General features: G+C 72.8%; 16 protein-coding genes and 1 tRNA gene. 3 read left to right on the top strand and 14 right to left on the bottom strand.

Going from position 1 to position 16606, the window contains the following annotated elements; genetic code table 11:
• Positions 1 to 66 precede the first annotated feature (66 nt).
• A complete protein-coding gene (locus ASD19_RS13485; RefSeq protein ID WP_055993707.1) occupies positions 67 to 645 on the top strand; it encodes a hypothetical protein in 579 nt (192 codons plus the stop codon).
• 60 nt (positions 646 to 705) lie between these two features.
• On the opposite strand, the gene ASD19_RS13480 is transcribed toward ASD19_RS13485, so the two are convergent.
• A tRNA-Pro gene (locus ASD19_RS13480) sits at positions 706 to 782 on the bottom strand.
• Between the two features lie 112 nt (positions 783 to 894).
• Here ASD19_RS13480 and ASD19_RS13475 point away from each other — a divergent pair.
• On the top strand, positions 895 to 1668 hold the full coding sequence (locus ASD19_RS13475; protein WP_055993704.1) for an HAD-IIB family hydrolase: 774 nt from the start codon (positions 895 to 897) through the stop codon (positions 1666 to 1668).
• A 61-nt stretch (positions 1669 to 1729) separates the two neighbouring features.
• On the opposite strand, the gene ASD19_RS13470 is transcribed toward ASD19_RS13475, so the two are convergent.
• The 10 genes from ASD19_RS13470 to ASD19_RS13425 all read right to left on the bottom strand — a co-directional run bounded on the left by ASD19_RS13470 (position 1730) and on the right by ASD19_RS13425 (position 11891).
• On the bottom strand, positions 1730 to 3175 hold the full coding sequence (locus ASD19_RS13470; protein ID WP_082543200.1) for an alpha-hydroxy acid oxidase: 1446 nt from the start codon (positions 3173 to 3175) through the stop codon (positions 1730 to 1732).
• Between the two features lie 22 nt (positions 3176 to 3197).
• Positions 3198 to 3944 (bottom strand): FadR/GntR family transcriptional regulator, encoded by a 747-nt coding sequence (locus ASD19_RS13465; protein ID WP_055993701.1) that lies wholly within the window; start codon positions 3942 to 3944, stop codon positions 3198 to 3200.
• Positions 3945 to 4047: 103 nt separating this feature from the next.
• A complete protein-coding gene (gene galE, locus ASD19_RS13460; protein ID WP_055993698.1) occupies positions 4048 to 5067 on the bottom strand; it encodes a UDP-glucose 4-epimerase GalE in 1020 nt (339 codons plus the stop codon).
• A gap of 184 nt (positions 5068 to 5251) precedes the next feature.
• Positions 5252 to 5914 (bottom strand): thymidine kinase, encoded by a 663-nt coding sequence (locus ASD19_RS13455; protein WP_055993696.1) that lies wholly within the window; start codon positions 5912 to 5914, stop codon positions 5252 to 5254.
• A gap of 21 nt (positions 5915 to 5935) precedes the next feature.
• Complete coding sequence (locus tag ASD19_RS13450) at positions 5936 to 6568, bottom strand: hypothetical protein (RefSeq protein WP_055993693.1); 633 nt, start codon at positions 6566 to 6568, stop codon at positions 5936 to 5938.
• 79 nt (positions 6569 to 6647) lie between these two features.
• Positions 6648 to 7043, bottom strand: a complete 396-nt coding sequence (locus tag ASD19_RS13445) for an NUDIX hydrolase (RefSeq protein ID WP_055993690.1) — start codon at positions 7041 to 7043, stop codon at positions 6648 to 6650.
• A gap of 2 nt (positions 7044 to 7045) precedes the next feature.
• The gene (gene mqo, locus ASD19_RS13440; protein ID WP_230668000.1) at positions 7046 to 8452 is read right to left on the bottom strand and encodes a malate dehydrogenase (quinone); all 1407 of its coding nucleotides are present in this window, start codon (positions 8450 to 8452) and stop codon (positions 7046 to 7048) included.
• A gap of 145 nt (positions 8453 to 8597) precedes the next feature.
• Positions 8598 to 9674 carry an aspartate-semialdehyde dehydrogenase gene (locus ASD19_RS13435; RefSeq protein WP_055993684.1) on the bottom strand — a complete coding sequence of 359 codons (1077 nt, stop codon included), beginning with the start codon at positions 9672 to 9674 and terminating at the stop codon, positions 8598 to 8600.
• Between the two features lie 398 nt (positions 9675 to 10072).
• Complete coding sequence (locus ASD19_RS13430; protein ID WP_055993681.1) at positions 10073 to 10579, bottom strand: GNAT family N-acetyltransferase; 507 nt, start codon at positions 10577 to 10579, stop codon at positions 10073 to 10075.
• Positions 10580 to 10583: 4 nt separating this feature from the next.
• A complete protein-coding gene (locus tag ASD19_RS13425; RefSeq protein ID WP_055993678.1) occupies positions 10584 to 11891 on the bottom strand; it encodes an aspartate kinase in 1308 nt (435 codons plus the stop codon).
• A 208-nt stretch (positions 11892 to 12099) separates the two neighbouring features.
• Between ASD19_RS13425 and ASD19_RS13420 the strand changes: the two genes are divergently transcribed.
• A complete protein-coding gene (locus tag ASD19_RS13420; protein ID WP_156377216.1) occupies positions 12100 to 12534 on the top strand; it encodes a hypothetical protein in 435 nt (144 codons plus the stop codon).
• Between the two features lie 12 nt (positions 12535 to 12546).
• On the opposite strand, the gene ASD19_RS13415 is transcribed toward ASD19_RS13420, so the two are convergent.
• From ASD19_RS13415 to ASD19_RS13405, 3 genes are all read right to left on the bottom strand, one after another.
• Positions 12547 to 13485, bottom strand: coding sequence for a DMT family transporter (locus ASD19_RS13415; RefSeq protein ID WP_055993673.1), 939 nt, complete (start codon positions 13483 to 13485; stop codon positions 12547 to 12549).
• Between the two features lie 80 nt (positions 13486 to 13565).
• On the bottom strand, positions 13566 to 14159 hold the full coding sequence (gene recR, locus ASD19_RS13410; RefSeq protein WP_055993670.1) for a recombination mediator RecR: 594 nt from the start codon (positions 14157 to 14159) through the stop codon (positions 13566 to 13568).
• Positions 14160 to 14183: 24 nt separating this feature from the next.
• Positions 14184 to 16571 carry a DNA polymerase III subunit gamma and tau gene (locus ASD19_RS13405; RefSeq protein WP_055993667.1) on the bottom strand — a complete coding sequence of 796 codons (2388 nt, stop codon included), beginning with the start codon at positions 16569 to 16571 and terminating at the stop codon, positions 14184 to 14186.
• Positions 16572 to 16606: the final 35 nt, after the last annotated feature.

Raw genomic sequence — 16606 nt, 5'->3', positions numbered from 1 at the left:
CCCGTTCGGCGACGAGCCGTCCGAGGTGCCCGGAGCCGCCGAGGACCGCTGGCAGGATGGGCGGCGATGATTCCCGTCGAGATCAAGCCCGTCGCGCTGCCGCAGAGCCTGGACGTCCCCGGCGCGCGGGACTTCCGCGACTACGCCGAGATCGTGGGCGTCGTGACCAACGAGCAGACCGGCGGGGGCGCTCCCCTGAGCACGGCCGACGAGCTGCTCGCCGAGCTGCAGGACGAGCACGACGCGCTCCGCACGGCGCTGCTGGCGCGCAGCGGGACGCGGGCGGTCGGCGCGGCCCACATCGCCGCGCCCCGCGGGGGCCTGCACGCCGACGTCGCGGTGTACGTGCCCCGGCGCAGCGCCGGCCTGGAGGGCCTGCTCATCGCGGCGGCCGAGGACCAGGCGCGTCGCTACGGGCGCGTCCGGGTGCGCGCGGTCACCCTGCACCGCTCGGATCTCGGCGGCGACGCGATCGTCGCGGTGGGCGGCGAGGGCGCCGTGCCGCGCGACCCCCAGGCGCGGGCCCACGCCGAGGCCGGCTACGCCCTGCGCGGCGTGCTGCACCACGACGCGGGCGACGGCCTCGCCGACACCGGCGGAACGGACTACCTCACCGCCGCGTGGCTGCGCACGCTCACCGTCTGAGCGAGCCGGCCACGCCCGCAGACGAGAAAGGGACCCGCCTCTCGGCGGGTCCCTTCTGCGTGGTCGGGGTGACAGGATTTGAACCTGCGGCCTCTTCGTCCCGAACGAAGCGCGCTACCAAGCTGCGCCACACCCCGTTTTGCAACCCTGCAAGTCTACCTGATGCCGGGCGGTGCCACGAACCGCGCCCGGCCCCCGCGCGCCGCCGGGATTCGGGCCCCCTCAGGGCGACGTCGTAGGCTGGAGGCCATGACCTTCGCGCCCCGGGTCGTCGCCTTCGATCTCGACGACACCCTCGCCCCCTCGAAGAGCCCGATCGATCCGCGCATCGGCGAGCTGCTGATCGCACTGGCCGACCGGGTCGAGGTCGCGATCATCTCGGGCGGGCAGATCGTGCAGTTCCGCACCCAGGTGGTCGAGCGGCTGCCGGAGGCGCCGTCCGAGACGCTGTCGCACATCCACCTGCTGCCCACGTGCGGCACGCAGTACTTCCGCTTCCAGGGCGACGAGCTCGTCATGCTCTACGCGCAGGACCTGACGCCGGACGAGAAAAGGCGCGCGCTGACCGCCGTCGAGGAGGAGGCCAAGCGCCTCGGCCTGTGGGAGTCGCAGACCTGGGGCGACATCCTCGAGGACCGCGGCTCGCAGATCACGTTCTCGGCGCTCGGCCAGGCCGCGCCGGTCGACGCCAAGAAGGCGTGGGACCCCACGGGCGAGCGCAAGTCCGCCCTCCGCGACGCCGTGGCCCTGCGCGTGCCCGACCTCGAGGTGCGCTCCGGCGGGTCCACGTCGGTCGACATCACCCGCAAGGGCATCGACAAGGCCTACGGAATGCGCCGCCTGGCCGAGGAGACGGGCATCTCGCTCGCCGACATGCTGTTCTACGGCGACCGCCTGGACCCGGACGGCAACGACTTCCCCGTGCTCGCCATGGGCGAGGTCGAGTGCGTCTCGGTCGAGGGCTGGGAGGACACGGCCGACAAGCTCGACGCGCTCATCCCGACGCTCGGCGTGCGCGTCTGACGCGAGCTTCCACGCGAACGGGGCCCCGGATCATCCGGGGCCCCGTTCGCGTCTGAGGGCGTCAGTCGGCGACGGCCTTCTCGGCGGCCTCCACGGCCTCCGAGGACTGCTCGACCGCCTCGAGCGGCGTCGTGCCGGCCTCGGCGGCCGTCTCGGCCGCGGGGGTCTTCGCGGCGGCCTTGGTGCGGGGCTTCGCGGCCGCCTTGCTCGTGGCCCGCGGCGTGCGGACGGGCGCGGACGTCGGGGCGAGCGCCTCGGCGGCCTCACCGTAGGCCACGGGCACGGGCAGCACGCGCGTCAGCTGCGTCACGTGGCGCGGCTCGAGCTCCTCGAGCGACTGCACGCCGAGCAGCTTCATGGTCCGCTCGATCTCGCTGCGCAGGATGGCGATCGTGCGGTCCACGCCCGCGCGGCCGCCGGCCATCAGGCCGTACAGGTACGCGCGGCCGATGAGCGTGAACTTCGCGCCCAGCGCCACCGAGGCGACGATGTCGGCGCCGTTCATGATGCCGGTGTCGATCATCACCGTGGCGTCCCTGCCGACCTCGCGCACCACACGCGGCAGCAGGTGGAACGGGATCGGCGCACGGTCCAGCTGGCGGCCGCCGTGGTTCGAGAGCACCAGCCCGTCGACGCCCATGTCGATGAGCTTCACGGCGTCCGGCACGTTCTGCACGCCCTTGATCACGATCTTGCCGGGCCACAGCTCGCGGATGGTGGCGAGGTCCTCGTAGCTGATGGTCGGGTCCATGGCCTGGCCGATCAGGTCGCCGACCGTGCCGCCGGTCGACTTCAGCGAGGCGAACTCGAGCTTGGGCGTCGTGAGGAAGTCGAACCACCACCACGGCCGCGGCAGCGTGTCGAGCACGGTCTTGACGGTCAGCTGCGGGGGGATCGAGAAGCCGTTGCGGTAGTCGCGCATGCGGTTGCCCGCGACGGGAGTGTCGACCGTGAAGTGCAGCGTGTCGAAGCCGGCCGCGGCCGCGCGCTCGACGAGGCCGTAGGACACCTCGCGGTCGCGCAGCACGTACAGCTGGAACCAGTTGCGGCCGTCAGGGTTGGCGGCCTTGACGTCCTCGATCGAGGTCGTGCCGAGCGTCGACAGGGTGAACGGGATGCCCGCCGCCCCCGCCGCGCCGGCGCCGGCGATCTCGCCCTCGGTCTGCATCAGGCGGGTGAAGCCGGTCGGCGCGATGCCGAACGGCATGGCGCTGGGGCCGCCCAGGATCTCCGTCGATGTGTCGACGTCCTCGGCGGGGCGCAGGATGTCCGGGTGGAACTCGATGTCCTCGAACGCCTGGCGCGCGCGCAGGATCGACAGCTCGCCCTCGGCGGCTCCGTCGGTGTAGTCGAACGCGGCCGCCGGCGTGCGCCGCTTCGCGATCGCGCGCAGGTCGTAGATCGTCAGGGCGTCCTGCAGGCGGCGCTGCCTGCCGTTGAACGTGGGCTTCTTGAACTGGACGTACTCGAAGATGTCCTTCGGGTTGGGGAGCTGGCGCTTGACCATGGGGATCCTCTCTCGGGTCGGGTCACGCGTCCGCGCCGGCGGGAGCTCCGCCGAGCGCGTGCGTGCGCGTGTAGAAGCCGGTGATGTGGGTGCGGATGCGCTCGCGCGCGAGCTCCGGATCGCCGGAGCGCACGGCGTCCAGGACGGCCGCGTGCTCGGCGCGCAGCCCGGCCACCAGCGCGGGCCAGTCGGGCACGGCGGCGGCGCCCTCGCGCGCGTAGGACTCGATCGCGGTGCGCAGGCCCGCCATGACGGCCACGACGACCGCGTTGCCGGACGCCTCGGCGAGCGACAGGTGGAAGCGCGCGTCGAGCGCGAGGAAGTCGTCGGGGTCGAGCCCGTCGGCGGCCATGGCCGCGAGCAGGCTGTCGGGCTCGGCGAGGTCGAGCACCTCGCCTTCGCGCGCGCGTGCGGCGAGCGCCTCGACGACCGAGGCCTCGAGCACGGCGCGGGTCGCCACCACGTCGGCGAACGGGAAGCCCTGCGCCGCGAGCTGCAGGCGCAGCAGGGTCGCGAGCCCGCCCTGCGGGGCCGCGACGATCATGGCGCCGGCGGACGGGCCCGATCCGGTCGCCGTGCGCACGAGCCCCATCGACTCCAGCACCCGCAGCGCCTCGCGGACGCTCGAGCGGCCGACGCCGAGCTTCGCGGCGAGGTCGCGCTCGCCGGGCAGGCGGTCGCCCGGCGCGAGGCGCCCCTCCAGCAGGTCCGCCTCGATCCGCTCGAGCACGGAGCGCCACGCGCGCGGCGAGATCTCGTCCTGCGCCATGACACCCCCTTCGCTGTGGTCCGACCACACTACCGCGGTGTGGTCAGACCACGCAAGGGGCCCGCCCCGCGGGTGCGGGACGGGCTCCGTGAGAGGCCGGGGCTCAGCCCTCGTAGCCGCCGGGGTTGTTCTGCTGCCAGTGCCAGACGTCGCGGGTCATGTCATCGATCGTCAGGCGCGCCTTCCAGCCCAGCTCGCGCTCGGCCTTGCCCGGGTCGCAGTAGGTCGCGGCGAGGTCGCCCGGGCGACGCGGCGCGATCTGCTTGGGCAGCTCGCGACCGATCGCCTTCTCGAACGACGCGATCAGCTCGAGCACGCTGACCGGGCGGCCCGTGCCGAGGTTGTACGCCTCGAAGCCGGGCTTCGCCTTCTCGAGCGCCGCGACGTGCCCCTCGGCCAGGTCGACGACGTGGATGTAGTCGCGCTGGCCCGTGCCGTCCGGGGTGTCGTAGTCGTCGCCGAAGACGTTGATCACGTCGAGGCGGCCGACCGCCACGCGCGCCACGAAGGGCATGAGGTTGTTCGGGATGCCCTGCGGGTCCTCGCCGATCAGGCCCGACTCGTGCGCGCCGACCGGGTTGAAGTAGCGCAGCGACGTGATGCTCACCTCGGGGTTCACGCGCTGGACGTCCTGCAGCACGACCTCGTTCATGAGCTTGGTCTTGGAGTACGGGTTCGACAGCTCGACGAGGTCGCGCGTGGCCTCCTCGGTGAACGGCAGGTCGGCCGGGTCGGAGTAAACGGTGCCGGTGCTCGAGAACACGAACGACCGGATGCCGCGCGCCAGCCCGACGCGCAGCAGCGCGAACGTCGAGTCGAGGTTGTTCGCGTAGTAGTCGAGCGGCCGCTGGGTCGACTCCCCCACCGCCTTGTGCGCGGCGAAGTGGATGATCGCGTCGAACGGGCCGTGCTCCGTGAACGCCTGCTCGACGATCTCATCGTCGGCCGCGTCCCCGATCACGAGGGGAGCCTTCTTGCCGGTGATCTGCTCGATCCGCTGCTCGACGACCGCACTGGTGTTGTCGAGGTTGTCGAGCAGGATCACCTCGTGGCCCGCGTCCAGCAGGGAGACGGCCGTGTGGGCGCCGATGTACCCGGCGCCGCCGGCAAGGAGAACCTTCATGGCTCCATCCTTTCAGAACCGGATCGCCCCGAGGTGCCGCGTCTCGACCCGCCACCCTGCGAGCGCAGCGAGCGTGGAGCGAAGCGACCCCCGCGGCGCGAAGCGCTGCCGAACGGAGCGAAGCGACGTTCCTCGCTCGCGAGTGTCCGGCGCGGAGCGTCGGCGCGAGCGTGCGAGACGCTTCTCAAGAAGAAGGCGCGAGCACTCCGCCCGATTCCTGCAGGTAACACGCACCGCAGAGCGACTCGTACGTGACGAAGTGCTCGTCGCGCACCGCGGCGGTGGCGGCATCGATCGCGACCTGGTCGCCGTCGAACACGAACCGGCCGCCGATCACGCGGCCGTTGAACAGCGCCTTGCGCCCGCAGCGGCAGATGGTCTTGAGCTCCTCCAGCGAGTGCGCGATCTCCAGCAGCCGGCGCGATCCGGGGAACGCCTCGGTGCGGAAGTCGGTGCGGATGCCGTAGGCCATGACGGGGATGCCGTCCTCGACCGCGATCCGGAAGACGTCGTCGACCTGCGCGGGGGTCAGGAACTGCGCCTCGTCGATCAGCAGGCACGCGACGTCGGCGGGGGCCTCTCCGGGGATCAGCGCGCCCTCCTCGGCGCGCACGCGCTCCCGGTGCGCGCGGAACAGCTCGCGCGCGGAGTCGCCCGGCCGGATGAGGAAGTCGACCTTGCGCGTCATGCCGAGCCGCGACTCGACCTGGTCGGCGCCCTTGGTGTCGATCGCGGGCTTGGCCAGCAGCACGCGCTGCCCGCGCTCCTCGTAGTTGTAGGCGGCCTGCAGCAGCGCGGTGGACTTCCCCGAGTTCATCGCGCCGTAGCGGAAGTACAGTTTGGCCACGGATCCAGCCTAGGGCCGGCCTCAGCCGAGCCCGAGCAGCGGGGCGACGAGGCTCCAGGCGCCGTACAGCGCCAGCGAGCCGCCGCCCACCGCGGCCGTCACGATGCCCGTGCGGCGCAGGCTCCGCGATCCGGGTGCCCGGCGCAGCCGCCCGCGGCGCACGATGGGCTCGACCGCCGTGACCGCCTGGGTGGCGGCCGCCGTGCTGCGCAGCTCGATCGGCGCGAGGGGCGAGCCCGTCCACTTCTCGACGCCCCACGCGGCGGCCTTGACGGCGTGCACGCGCAGCGCGCTGCCGGGCTTCGCGGGGGCGCTCAGGTGCCGCGCGGTCTTGGACACGTGCTCCGCGTCACGCAGCCCGGCCTCGGCGACCGACACGGCGAGCGCGTGCAGTCGCCTGCGGGCGCCCTTGCGGAGCATGGGGTCGCTCGCGCGCGCGTCGATCCGGTGCATGGTCGCCCGCACGTCATCGAGCACGGCGTGGGCGTCGGCCACGTACCGCGCGGCCTGGCGGTTGTCGCCCAGCGCGAGGAAGCCGGCCTCCTCGCCGATGCGGTCCACCGCCTGGTCGAATGCGAACACCACGTGACGCGGGTCGGACGCGAGCGGGTCGAGCGGGCCGGTGCGCGGCAGGCGGGGATCGGGCGCGGTCATCCGGATCTCCTCCCGTCGCGTGGCTCGCCCTCCAGGATACGAGGATGCACCGACAGCGGACCCGGGGAATCCGCCGGGATCAGGCGAGCTGGACGAGCAGCGGGAACACCAGGTCGAGGTTGAGCGGCGCCTGCGCGTCGTCCGGGTCGGCCGGATCGGCCCAGCGCAGGTCGTCGATCTCGGCCTGCGCCACCGGATCCACGGGCTCCCGCGTCACGAACACGGTCGCCCGCAGCGCGTGGCCCGCCTCGTTCGCGGCGTGCGAGTCGAACTCGCCGAGCGGCCGCAGCGCATCCGGCCCGATCTCGATGCCGAGCTCCTCGCGCACCTCGCGCACGGCGGTGTCGATCGCGCGCTCCCCCGCCTCGGGCTTGCCGCCGGGCAGCATGTACCGCTGCGTGCCGCGCTTGCGCACGGTGAGCACACGGCCGTCGTCGCGCAGGAACGCGATCGCCGAGACCGTGATCGACGGCACGATCAGGCCGTGATGCCGAGCGCCTGCGCGGTCGCCTGCGTGTTGGCGGCGGCCTTCGCGGGGTCGTCGTTGAGGAAGTCACCGTAGCTCGGGATGAGCTCGCGCAGCTTCGGCTCCCACTCGCCGAGGCGATCCGGGAAGCACGACTTGATCAGGTTGAGCATGATCGTCGCCGCGGTCGAGGCGCCCGGCGAGGCGCCCAGCAGGCCCGCGATGGACCCGTCGGCGGCGGCGACCACCTCGGTGCCGAACTGGAGCTTGCCGCCCTTCATGACCTGGGCGCGCTGGCCGGCCTGGATGAGCTCCCAGTCCTCGTCCTTCGCGGTGGGCATGAACTCGCGCAGGCTCTCGAGCTTCTTCGCGCGGCTCTTGAGCAGCTCGCTGACCAGGTACTTCACGAGGTCGAGGTTCGTCGCGCCGACCTTGAGCATCGAGCCCAGGTTGTGGGCGCGGACCTGCGTGACGATGTCGAGCAGCGACCCGTCCTTGAGGAACTTGGGGCTGAACGTCGCGAACGGGCCGAACATGAGCGATCCCTCGCCGTCGACCATGCGCGCGTCAAGGTGCGGCACCGACATGGGCGGCGCGCCCACGGCGGCCTGCGAGTACACCTTGGCCCGGTGCTGCGCCACGACCGCCGGATTGGACGTCTTGAGGAACTGGCCGCCGATCGGGAACACGCCGTAGCCGCGGATCTCGCGGATGCCCGCGCCCTGCAGCAGCTTGATGGCCCAGCCGCCGGCGCCGACGAACACGAAGCGCGCGCGCAGCTCGCCCGGGGTCTTGCCGACCTTGTGGCGGTACTTCACGAGCCACGTGCCGTCCTTCTGGCGGCGGAGCTTGCGCACCTCGTGGTTGAGGCGCAGGTCGAGACCGTTCTCGGTGAGGTGGTCGAACAGCTGGCGGGTGAGCGCGCCGAAGTCGACGTCGGTGCCGGACGGCGCGCGCGTGGCCGCAAACGGCTCGTCCTTCTTGAGGCGCTTCTGCATGAGCAGCGGCGCCCACTGGTTGATGACGCGCGAGTCCTCGGAGTACTCGATGCCCGCGAACAGCGGCTGGTCCTTCAGGACCTCGTAGCGGCGGCGCAGGTACGCGACGTCCTTCTCACCGCGCACGAACGTCATGTGCGGGGTGGCGTTGATGAAGGTCTTCGGCTCGTCGAGCACGCCCTTGGCGATCAGCGACGCCCACAGCTGGCGGCTCTGCTGGAACTGCTCATTGATCTGGATCGCCTTGGAGGGGTCCTCGGCGTTCGGCATGTAGTTCAGCTCGCACAGCGCGGCGTGACCGGTTCCGGCGTTGTTCCACGCGTTGGAGCTCTCCTGCGCGACCTCGCCCTGTCGCTCGAACGCGACGATGTTCCAGTCGGGCTGAAGTTCTTTGAGGAGGGTGCCCAGGGTGGCGCTCATGATTCCGCCACCGATGAGCACGACGTCGACGGTTTCGCTCACCGGACCAGTCTAGGCGGCGCGAAGAGGGCGCCCTGACCACTCAGGGCCGCAAGAACCGGGGTTCTTGCGGCCCTGTGAACGGGGTCGCCGGGGCGTCCGAGACTCAGACGGCGGCGCGGGCCTGCAGGTCGGCCGCGACGAGCTCGGCGATCTGCACGGCGTTGAGCGCGGCGCCCTTGCGGAGGTTGTCGTTCGAGACGAACAGCGCCAGGCCCTTGCCGTCCGGCGCCGACAGGTCGGGCCGGATGCGGCCGACGTAGCTCGGGTCCTTGCCGGCGGCCTCGAGCGGGGTCGGGACCTCCTCGAGCGCGACGCCGGGGGCGTCGGCGAGCAGCTCGCGGGCGCGCTCGGGCGTGATCTCGCGCGCGAACTCGGCGTTGATGCTGAGCGAGTGGCCCGTGAAGACGGGGACGCGGACGCACGTGCCCGAGACGCGGAGCTCGGGGAGCTCGAGGATCTTGCGGCTCTCGTTGCGGAGCTTCTTCTCCTCGTCGGTCTCGTTGAGGCCGTCCTCGACGAGGTTGCCGGCGAACGGCACGACGTCGAACGCGATGGGCGCGACGTACTTCTCCGGGGCCGGGAACTCGACGGCCGAGCCGTCGTGCACGAGACCGAGGACGTCGTCCTGCGCGAGCACGGCCTTGGCCTGGCCGTACAGCTCGTTGGCGCCGGCGAGGCCCGAGCCGGACACGGCCTGGTAGGTGCTGACGACGAGACGCTCGAGGCCGGCCTCGGCATCGAGCACCTTCAGCACGGGCATGGCGGCCATGGTGGTGCAGTTCGGGTTCGCGATGATGCCCTTCTGGGCCTCGGCGATCGCATGAGGGTTGACCTCGCTGACGACGAGCGGCACCTCGGGGTCCATGCGCCACGCGCTGGAGTTGTCGATCACGACCGCGCCGGCCTCGGCGAAGCGGGGCGCGTGCGCGCGGCTGCCGGTGGCGCCGGCGGAGAAGAGGGCGATGTCGATGCCGGACGGGTCGGCGGTCGCGACGTCCTCGACCACGACGTCGACGCCCTGGAACTCGATGGTCGTGCCGGCCGAGCGCTCGGTGGCGAACAGGCGCAGCTCGCGGATCGGGAAGCCCCGCTCGACGAGGATCTCGCGCATGACGGTGCCGACCTGTCCGGTGGCGCCGACGACGGCGAGGGAGATTCCTGATTCTGCGATGCGGGTCATGACGGATCCTTGATGATGCGGGTGGGGTTGGTCGATTCTACCGGCGCTCGGCTGCGCCCCCGCCCGCTGTGACGCCTCCCGCCTCGGGAGCGGCAGGATCCGCACGTCGGATGTCCGGATGCCGCCGCCCAGCGGCATCCACCCCCGGTCGTTGAGCGGAGGCGCGCCGGCGCCGGAGCCGAAACGCCGCCGGCCCTCCCCGACCGGCCGGGCCGCTCCACCACGTTTCGACTCCTCGCTGGCGCTCGTCGCTCAACGACCACAGGGCAGCCCGCTTCGCTCCGCTCAAAGACAGGCACTCACCCCCGGTCGTTGAGCGGAGGCGCGCCAGCGCCGGAGCCGAAACGTCGCCGAGCCTCCCCGACCGGCCGGGACGCTTGTGCCCCCGGCCATCCTTCTCAGAGCGAGAGCTTGAAACCGACGTGCGAGGGCGCGTAGCCGAGGCGCTCGTAGAAGCGGTGGGCGTCGATCCGGGCGGCGTCGGACGTGAGCTGGATCATGCGCGCGCCGAGCGCGGGCGCCGCGACCTCCGAGACCCAGCGCATCATGGCGCCGCCGATGCCGGCGGAGCGAAGGTCGTCGCGCACGCGGACGGTCTCGACCTGCAGGCGCAGGGCGCCGCGGCGCGCGAGACCGGGGATGAGCGTCAGCTGCAGGGTCGCGATGACCCCTCCGTCGCGCTCCGCCACCAGCTGCAAGTTGCGCGGATCCTCCTGGATCGCCTCGAGCGCGCCCACGTACGCGTCGCGGTCGGCCGCGGAAGCCACGTCCCCGCGGGCCGCGCTGATCGGGTCGCTCGAGATCAGCGCGATGAGCGCGTCGGCGTCGCTCGGCTCGGCCGCGCGCAGGATGAAGGCGCCGTCGCGCGCGCTCAGGCCGGCGGGCAGCTCGAGCGCGGTGAGCACGATCTCAGCGCCCGGTGCCGGCGTAGACCGTTGCCTCGATCTCGCTGTCGAGGCCGTAGGCCGAGTGCACGACGCGGGCGGCCTCGTGCACGTCGTCGTTGCGGACGACGACCGAGATGCGGATCTCGCTGGTCGAGATCATCTCGATGTTGATGCCGGCCTTGCTGAGCGCCTCGAACAACGTCAGCGAGACGCCCGAGTGCGTGCGCATGCCGGCGCCCACGACGGACAGCTTGCCGATCTGGTCGTCGTGCACGACGTTCTCGTAACCGAGCGTCTCCTTCTCGGCCGTGAGCACCTTGAGCACCTCGGCGGCCGAGGGCTTCGGCAGCGTGAACGAGATGTCGGTGCGGCCGGGCGACGCGCTCTGCACGTTCTGCACGATCATGTCGATGTTCGCGCCCGTCTTGGCGACGAGGGCGAAGATCGCGGCGGCCGATCCGGGGACGTCCGGCACGCCGACGACCGTGATCTTGGCCTGGCTCTGGTCGATCGCGACGCCCGCGACGACGGGCTCCTCCATGCCGGTGACGTCGGTCACGTCGGTCTCCTTCTTCGCGTGGCGGGGGTGGGCCATGCCCTCCCCCAGGACGTAGGTTCCCTCGTTCGCCGTGAACGTGGAGCGCGCGTGGATGAGCACGCCGTGGCGGCGCGCGTACTCGACGGCGCGGATGTAGAGCACCTTGGCGCCGTTGGCGGCGAGCTCGAGCATCTCCTCGGCCGAGACGTGGTCGAGCTTGCGCGCGAGCGGCACGACGCGCGGGTCGGCGGTGAAGATGCCGTCCACGTCGCTGTAGATCTCGCAGACGTCGGCCTCGAGCGCCGCCGCGAGGGCGACGGCCGTGGTGTCCGAGCCGCCGCGGCCGAGCGTGGTGATGTCCTTGGTGTCCCGGTTGAAGCCCTGGAAGCCGGCCACGATGACGATCGCGCCCTCGTCGAGCGCCTCGCGCACGCGGACCGGGGTGACGTCGACGATGCGCGCCGAGCCGTGGTCCGCGGTCGTGATCATGCCGGCCTGGCTGCCCGTGAACGAGCGGGCCTCGTAGCCCATCGAGTGGATCGCCATGGCGAGCAGCGCCATCGAGATGCGCTCGCCGCTCGAGAGCAGCATGTCGAGTTCGCGCGGCGCCGGGAGGGGCGCGACCTGCGAGGCGAGGTCGAGCAGCTCGTCGGTGGTGTCGCCCATGGCGCTGACGGCCACGACCACGTCGTTGCCGGCGCGGCGGGTGTCGACGATGCGCTTCGCGACGCGCTTGATGCTCTCGGCGTCGGCGACCGACGAGCCGCCGAACTTCTGCACGATCAGTGCCACTGCTGCTCGCTCCAGAGGGGTGGGGACCGGACGCCGCGGGTTCGGCGCCCTGCTGACATCTTAGGAGCGCGCCCGAGTGCTCCCCGACGATGTGACATCCCGCCCTTCCGCTCGCTCACGGCGCGTGCGTCCTGCGCGCGCGGGCCCTTATGGATTGCGCAGTTCGGGCATATCCTGCGACCACCGCTTTCGCGCGAAGGGGACGACGATGACGACGAGCTCTGTGGCACAGGCCCCGCTCGGGGTCAGGGTCGCGTACACGCTGGCGGTCGGGTTCGGCTGGGCCGGCGGCATCCTGCTGGCGGGCGGTCTGCTGACCGGCGGGCTGCTCGGCGACCTCGGCGCGGTGGGCGGGCTGCTGCTGCTCGCGGTCGTGCTGCTCGTGGCCGCGGCGGTGCTCCGGATGGCGGTGCGCACTACCGCGCGTCGCGCCCGCTCCCGCGCTCTCGCCGGCATGGATCCGACGGTCGCGACCACGGCCGTGGTGGCCGCCACGGCCGTGAACATCGGATGGTGGGACGCCTTCGTCGGCGGGACGGGCTTCTTCGGCGACCGCTCCGGCTCCGGCGGGTGGGACGGCGGCGGCTCGTCCGGCGGCGGCTGGGGCGGCGGGTTCGGCGGAGACGGCGGCGGCGGGTTCTGACCGGCCCCGGCCTCAGCGCACGGCAGCCGCGGGCACCTCGACCGCGGGGGCGACCGCGCTCGGCTTCTGGCCGCGCGTGAAGACGCCGGCCGCGAGCAGGCAGCCCGCGAGGACGATGGGGAACCCGACGATCAGGCCGAGCGTGAGCGGCTCGCCGCGCACGAGCATCCCGAGCACAATCGCCACCACGGGGTGCAGGTACGTCATGAGCGGTGCCTTGACGGGACCGACCTCGGCGATCAGGGCGAAGAACGCGATGAACGCCACGGCGGTGCACAGCACGGTCAGGAGCGCCATGCCGGTCAGGCTCCTCACCGTCGGGGGCTCCGTCGTGGTCACGATGCCGATCGGCAGGTAGACGATGCCCACGGCGGCCATCGACAGCGTGATCACCCCGAGCGACGGCACGTCGGGCAGGTGACGGGCGACGATGAACGGTGCGATCGCGTAGCAGACCGCGACCAGCAGCACCTCGCCGATCGCGAGCAGGCTGATCTCGCCGTCGAGCGCGCCGCTGCCGAGCGCGACCACCGCGACGCCCGCGAAGCCGAGCGCGAGCCCGACCGCGCGCGAGGGACGCAGCGCGCCCCGGTCGCCGCGCGCCACGGCGATCGCCGTCGCGAACAGCGGCACCGTCGCGACGAACAGGCCGGTGAGGCCCGAGGCGAGGGTCTGCTCGGCGTGCGCCAGGAGCACGAACGGGCCGGCCATCTCGACCGCGCCGAAGGCGAGCACCCACGGCCAGTGCTTGAGCGCCGGCTTCAGCGCCCCCTGCTTCAGAGCGAACGGCAGCAGCAGGAGCGCAGCGCCGAACGTGCGGATGCCGACCACCGCCGCGGGAGAGAACGTCTCCACCGCCTCGGCGATGAAGAGGTACGGCATGCCCCACACGAGCGCGAGCAGCGCGAACAGGGCCCACCCCTTCGGGGTGAAGTGAGTCGACGATGGCACGGGACGATCCTGGCACGCACCACCGACATCCGGATCGGACGGCGGACCACCTGTCCGTCAACGGATGAAGGTTGGCAGGGTCAGATGGCCCGGCGGCCCTCGAAGGCCCGGCCGAGCGTGACCTCGTCGGCGTACTCCAGGTCGCCGCCCACGGGGAGGCCGGACGCGAGGCGCGACACCGTGATCTGCAGCGTCGTGAGCAGCCGGCTGAGGTAGGTCGCGGTCGCCTCGCCCTCGAGGTTGGGGTTCGTGGCGAGGATGACCTCCTGCACCGTGCCGTCGGCCAGGCGCGACATCAGCTGCTGGATGCGCAGATCGTCGGGGCCCACGCCCGCGATGGGGCTGATCGCGCCGCCGAGCACGTGGTACAGCCCGCGGAACTCGCGCGTGCGCTCGATCGCCGCGACGTCCTTGGCGTCCTCGACCACGCAGATGAGGGCGGGGTTGCGGCGCGGGTCGCGGCAGATCGCGCAGGTCTCCTGCTCGGAGACGTTGCCGCAGATCTCGCAGAACTTCACGCGCTCGCGCACCTCGCGCAGCAGCTCGGACAGGCGCGAGACGTCGAACGTGGGGGTCTGCAGGATGTGGAACGCGATGCGCTGGGCCGACTTCGGGCCGATGCCGGGCAGGCGGCCGAGCTCGTCGATCAGCTCCTGGACGATGCCGTCGTACATGTGGGGGCTCTCTTGCTGGGGCCGCTACTGGAAGCGGGTCGGCGGCTCGTACGGCTCCTCGTGGAGGAACCGCGCCTCGAGGATCTGACGCACGACGGCCTCGCCGTAGCGCTGCACCCCGTCGGTCTGGATGACGCGGCGCTGCACGACGACGCTCGGGGTCTGGATGACCGGCGGCGCGGGGGCGGCGGCCTCCGGCTCGTCGTCGGTCTCGGGCTCGTCGTCCGCGTCCACCGGGACCTCGGTGGGGATGACGTCGCCGTCGCGCTCGAGCGTCGCCACGCGCGCGGCGACCGGCACGGCCGCCTCCTCGGGATCGTCGTCCACCGCGAGCGCCACCGGGGCCTCGCTGTTCGGGATGGGCGCGACCGCCCACTCCGTCACGGGCGCAGCGGCGTACGAGGCCGGCGCGGGCGCGGTGCGCACGGGCTCCGGCTCGCGCGCGGGGCTGACCCGCTCGGGCCGGGCCGCGGCCGGGCGCACCGGCTCGGGACGCGGGGCGGGCTGCCGCGCGGCGGGCGGGCCGTACGGGTCCTCACCCGCGTAGGGGTCGCCCGGCTCGTCGGGGTACGGGTAGTCCGGCTCGGGAGGGAGGTCGTCGTACGGCGCGGGCGCCGGCTCCGCGGGGCGTGCGGCCCGGGCCGGGTCGGGGTCGGGCGCCGGCTCGGCAGCCGGGCGGGCGCCGCCGCCCTGCTCGCGAGCGCCCTGCTCGCGCGCGGTGGCGTCGAGGTGCGCGAGGTACTTCACGCGCACGCCGAGCACGCCGAGGATCGCGGTGCGCAGGTCCTCGCTCACGCCGCCCTGGGGCGTGCGCGTCTTGAACCTGCCGAGGTCGCCCTCGTTCGGGAAGCCGAGCACGAGCACGTCGTCGGGGCGGACGTCCACGACGCGCGCGCCGCTCACGACGAGCCAGCTGGTGCGGCTGATGCCCTGGAGGCGCTCGAGCACCTGCTCCCACGCGGCCGTGATGCCCTCGAGCGTGAGCGGACCGGACGGGACGGGGGGCTGCGGCTCGGGGGCCGGCGCGGCCGCGGCCGGCGCGGCGGACGCCGGCGCCGTAGCGGGGGCGCTGCCCGGCGCGACGGTGGCCCAGCCCGCGGCGGGCACGTCGTCGGCCGGGGCGGACGGCGCCGGGCGCTCGGCGGGGGCGGGCTGGTCTCGGCTCGCTGCGCTCGCTCGACCCGTTTCGTCTCCGCTCGCTGCGCTCGCTCCGCTCAACGACCGGGGCTCGGCCGCAGCGGGAGCGGCGGCGGGCGCAGGCGCGGCGGCAGGAACCGGGGCCGCGCCGGGCGTCGCCGCGGCCGCGGGAGCGAGGGCGCCGGCGAGCACGCGCGCGATCATGAGCTCGAGCTGCAGGCGGGGCGAGGTCGCACCCGTCATGGCGTCGAGCGCGGCGCTCACGATGTCGGCGGTGCGCGACAGGCGCTCGGCGCCGAGGCGCTGCGCCTGACCGGTCATCCGCTCGAGCTCGTCGGCGGGGATGCCGCGCAGCACGGCGGAGGCGCCGGCGCCGGTCGCGGCGATCACGATCAGGTCGCGCAGGCGCTCGAGCAGGTCGTCCACGAAGCGGCGTGGATCCTGCCCCGTCTGCACGACGCGGTCCACGGCGCCGAACGCGGCCGCGGCGTCGCCCGCGGCGAACGCGTCGACCACGCCGTCCAGCAGCTCGCCGTGCGTGTAGCCGAGCAGCGCGACCGCGCGCTCGTAGCCGACCTGACCGCCCTCGGAGCCCGCGATCAGCTGGTCCAGGATGGAGAGCGTGTCGCGGGGCGATCCGCCGCCCGCGCGCACCACGAGGGGCAGCACGCCGGTGTCGACCTTCACGCCCTCCTGGTCGCACAGCGACTGGACGTAGTCGAGCATCGCCGCCGGGGGCACCAGGCGGAACGGGTAGTGGTGCGTGCGCGACCGGATGGTGCCGATGACCTTGTCGGGCTCGGTCGTCGCGAAGATGAACTTGACGTGCGCCGGGGGCTCCTCGACGAGCTTCAGCAGCGCGTTGAAGCCCTGCGGCGTCACCATGTGCGCCTCGTCGAGGATGAAGATCTTGAACCGGTCGCGGGCCGGGGCGAACACGGCGCGCTCGCGCAGGTCGCGCGCGTCGTCGACGCCGTTGTGGCTCGCGGCGTCGATTTCGACGACGTCGAGCGATCCGCCGCCCGCGCGGGACAGCTCGACGCAGCTGTCGCACGTGCCGCACGGGGTGTCGGTCGGGCCCTCGGCGCAGTTGAGGCAGCGCGCCAGGATGCGCGCCGACGTGGTCTTGCCGCAGCCTCGGGGACCCGAGAACAGGTAGGCGTGCCCGATCCGGTCGCTGCGCAGTGCGGTCATCAGCGGCTCGGTGACCTGCGACTGCCCGATCATCTCCCCGAAGGTCTCGGGCCGGTAGCGGCGATACAGGGCGGTGGTCACGCGAACAGCCTACGGGAGGGGTGGGACATCCGAGC

It is taken from the genome of Microbacterium sp. Root53 (genome assembly GCF_001426925.1).
Taxonomy (GTDB): Bacteria; Actinomycetota; Actinomycetes; order Actinomycetales; family Microbacteriaceae; genus Microbacterium.
The sequence above is the reverse complement of the archived record's forward strand: the minus strand, read 5'-3'. Positions and strand labels throughout refer to the sequence as shown.

Coding starts and splice junctions, on each gene's coding strand:
- recR (WP_055993670.1), bottom strand. CDS start 14,159: ATGTACGACGGCATCGTCCAGGAGCTGATCGACGAGCTCGGCCGCCTG.
- ASD19_RS13470 (WP_082543200.1), bottom strand. CDS start 3,175: ATGGTCAAGCGCCAGCTCCCCAACCCGAAGGACATCTTCGAGTACGTC.
- ASD19_RS13475 (WP_055993704.1), top strand. CDS start 895: ATGACCTTCGCGCCCCGGGTCGTCGCCTTCGATCTCGACGACACCCTC.
- mqo (WP_230668000.1), bottom strand. CDS start 8,452: ATGAGCGCCACCCTGGGCACCCTCCTCAAAGAACTTCAGCCCGACTGG.
- ASD19_RS13435 (WP_055993684.1), bottom strand. CDS start 9,674: ATGACCCGCATCGCAGAATCAGGAATCTCCCTCGCCGTCGTCGGCGCC.
- ASD19_RS13420 (WP_156377216.1), top strand. CDS start 12,100: ATGACGACGAGCTCTGTGGCACAGGCCCCGCTCGGGGTCAGGGTCGCG.
- ASD19_RS13485 (WP_055993707.1), top strand. CDS start 67: ATGATTCCCGTCGAGATCAAGCCCGTCGCGCTGCCGCAGAGCCTGGAC.
- ASD19_RS13465 (WP_055993701.1), bottom strand. CDS start 3,944: ATGGCGCAGGACGAGATCTCGCCGCGCGCGTGGCGCTCCGTGCTCGAG.
- ASD19_RS13450 (WP_055993693.1), bottom strand. CDS start 6,568: ATGACCGCGCCCGATCCCCGCCTGCCGCGCACCGGCCCGCTCGACCCG.
- galE (WP_055993698.1), bottom strand. CDS start 5,067: ATGAAGGTTCTCCTTGCCGGCGGCGCCGGGTACATCGGCGCCCACACG.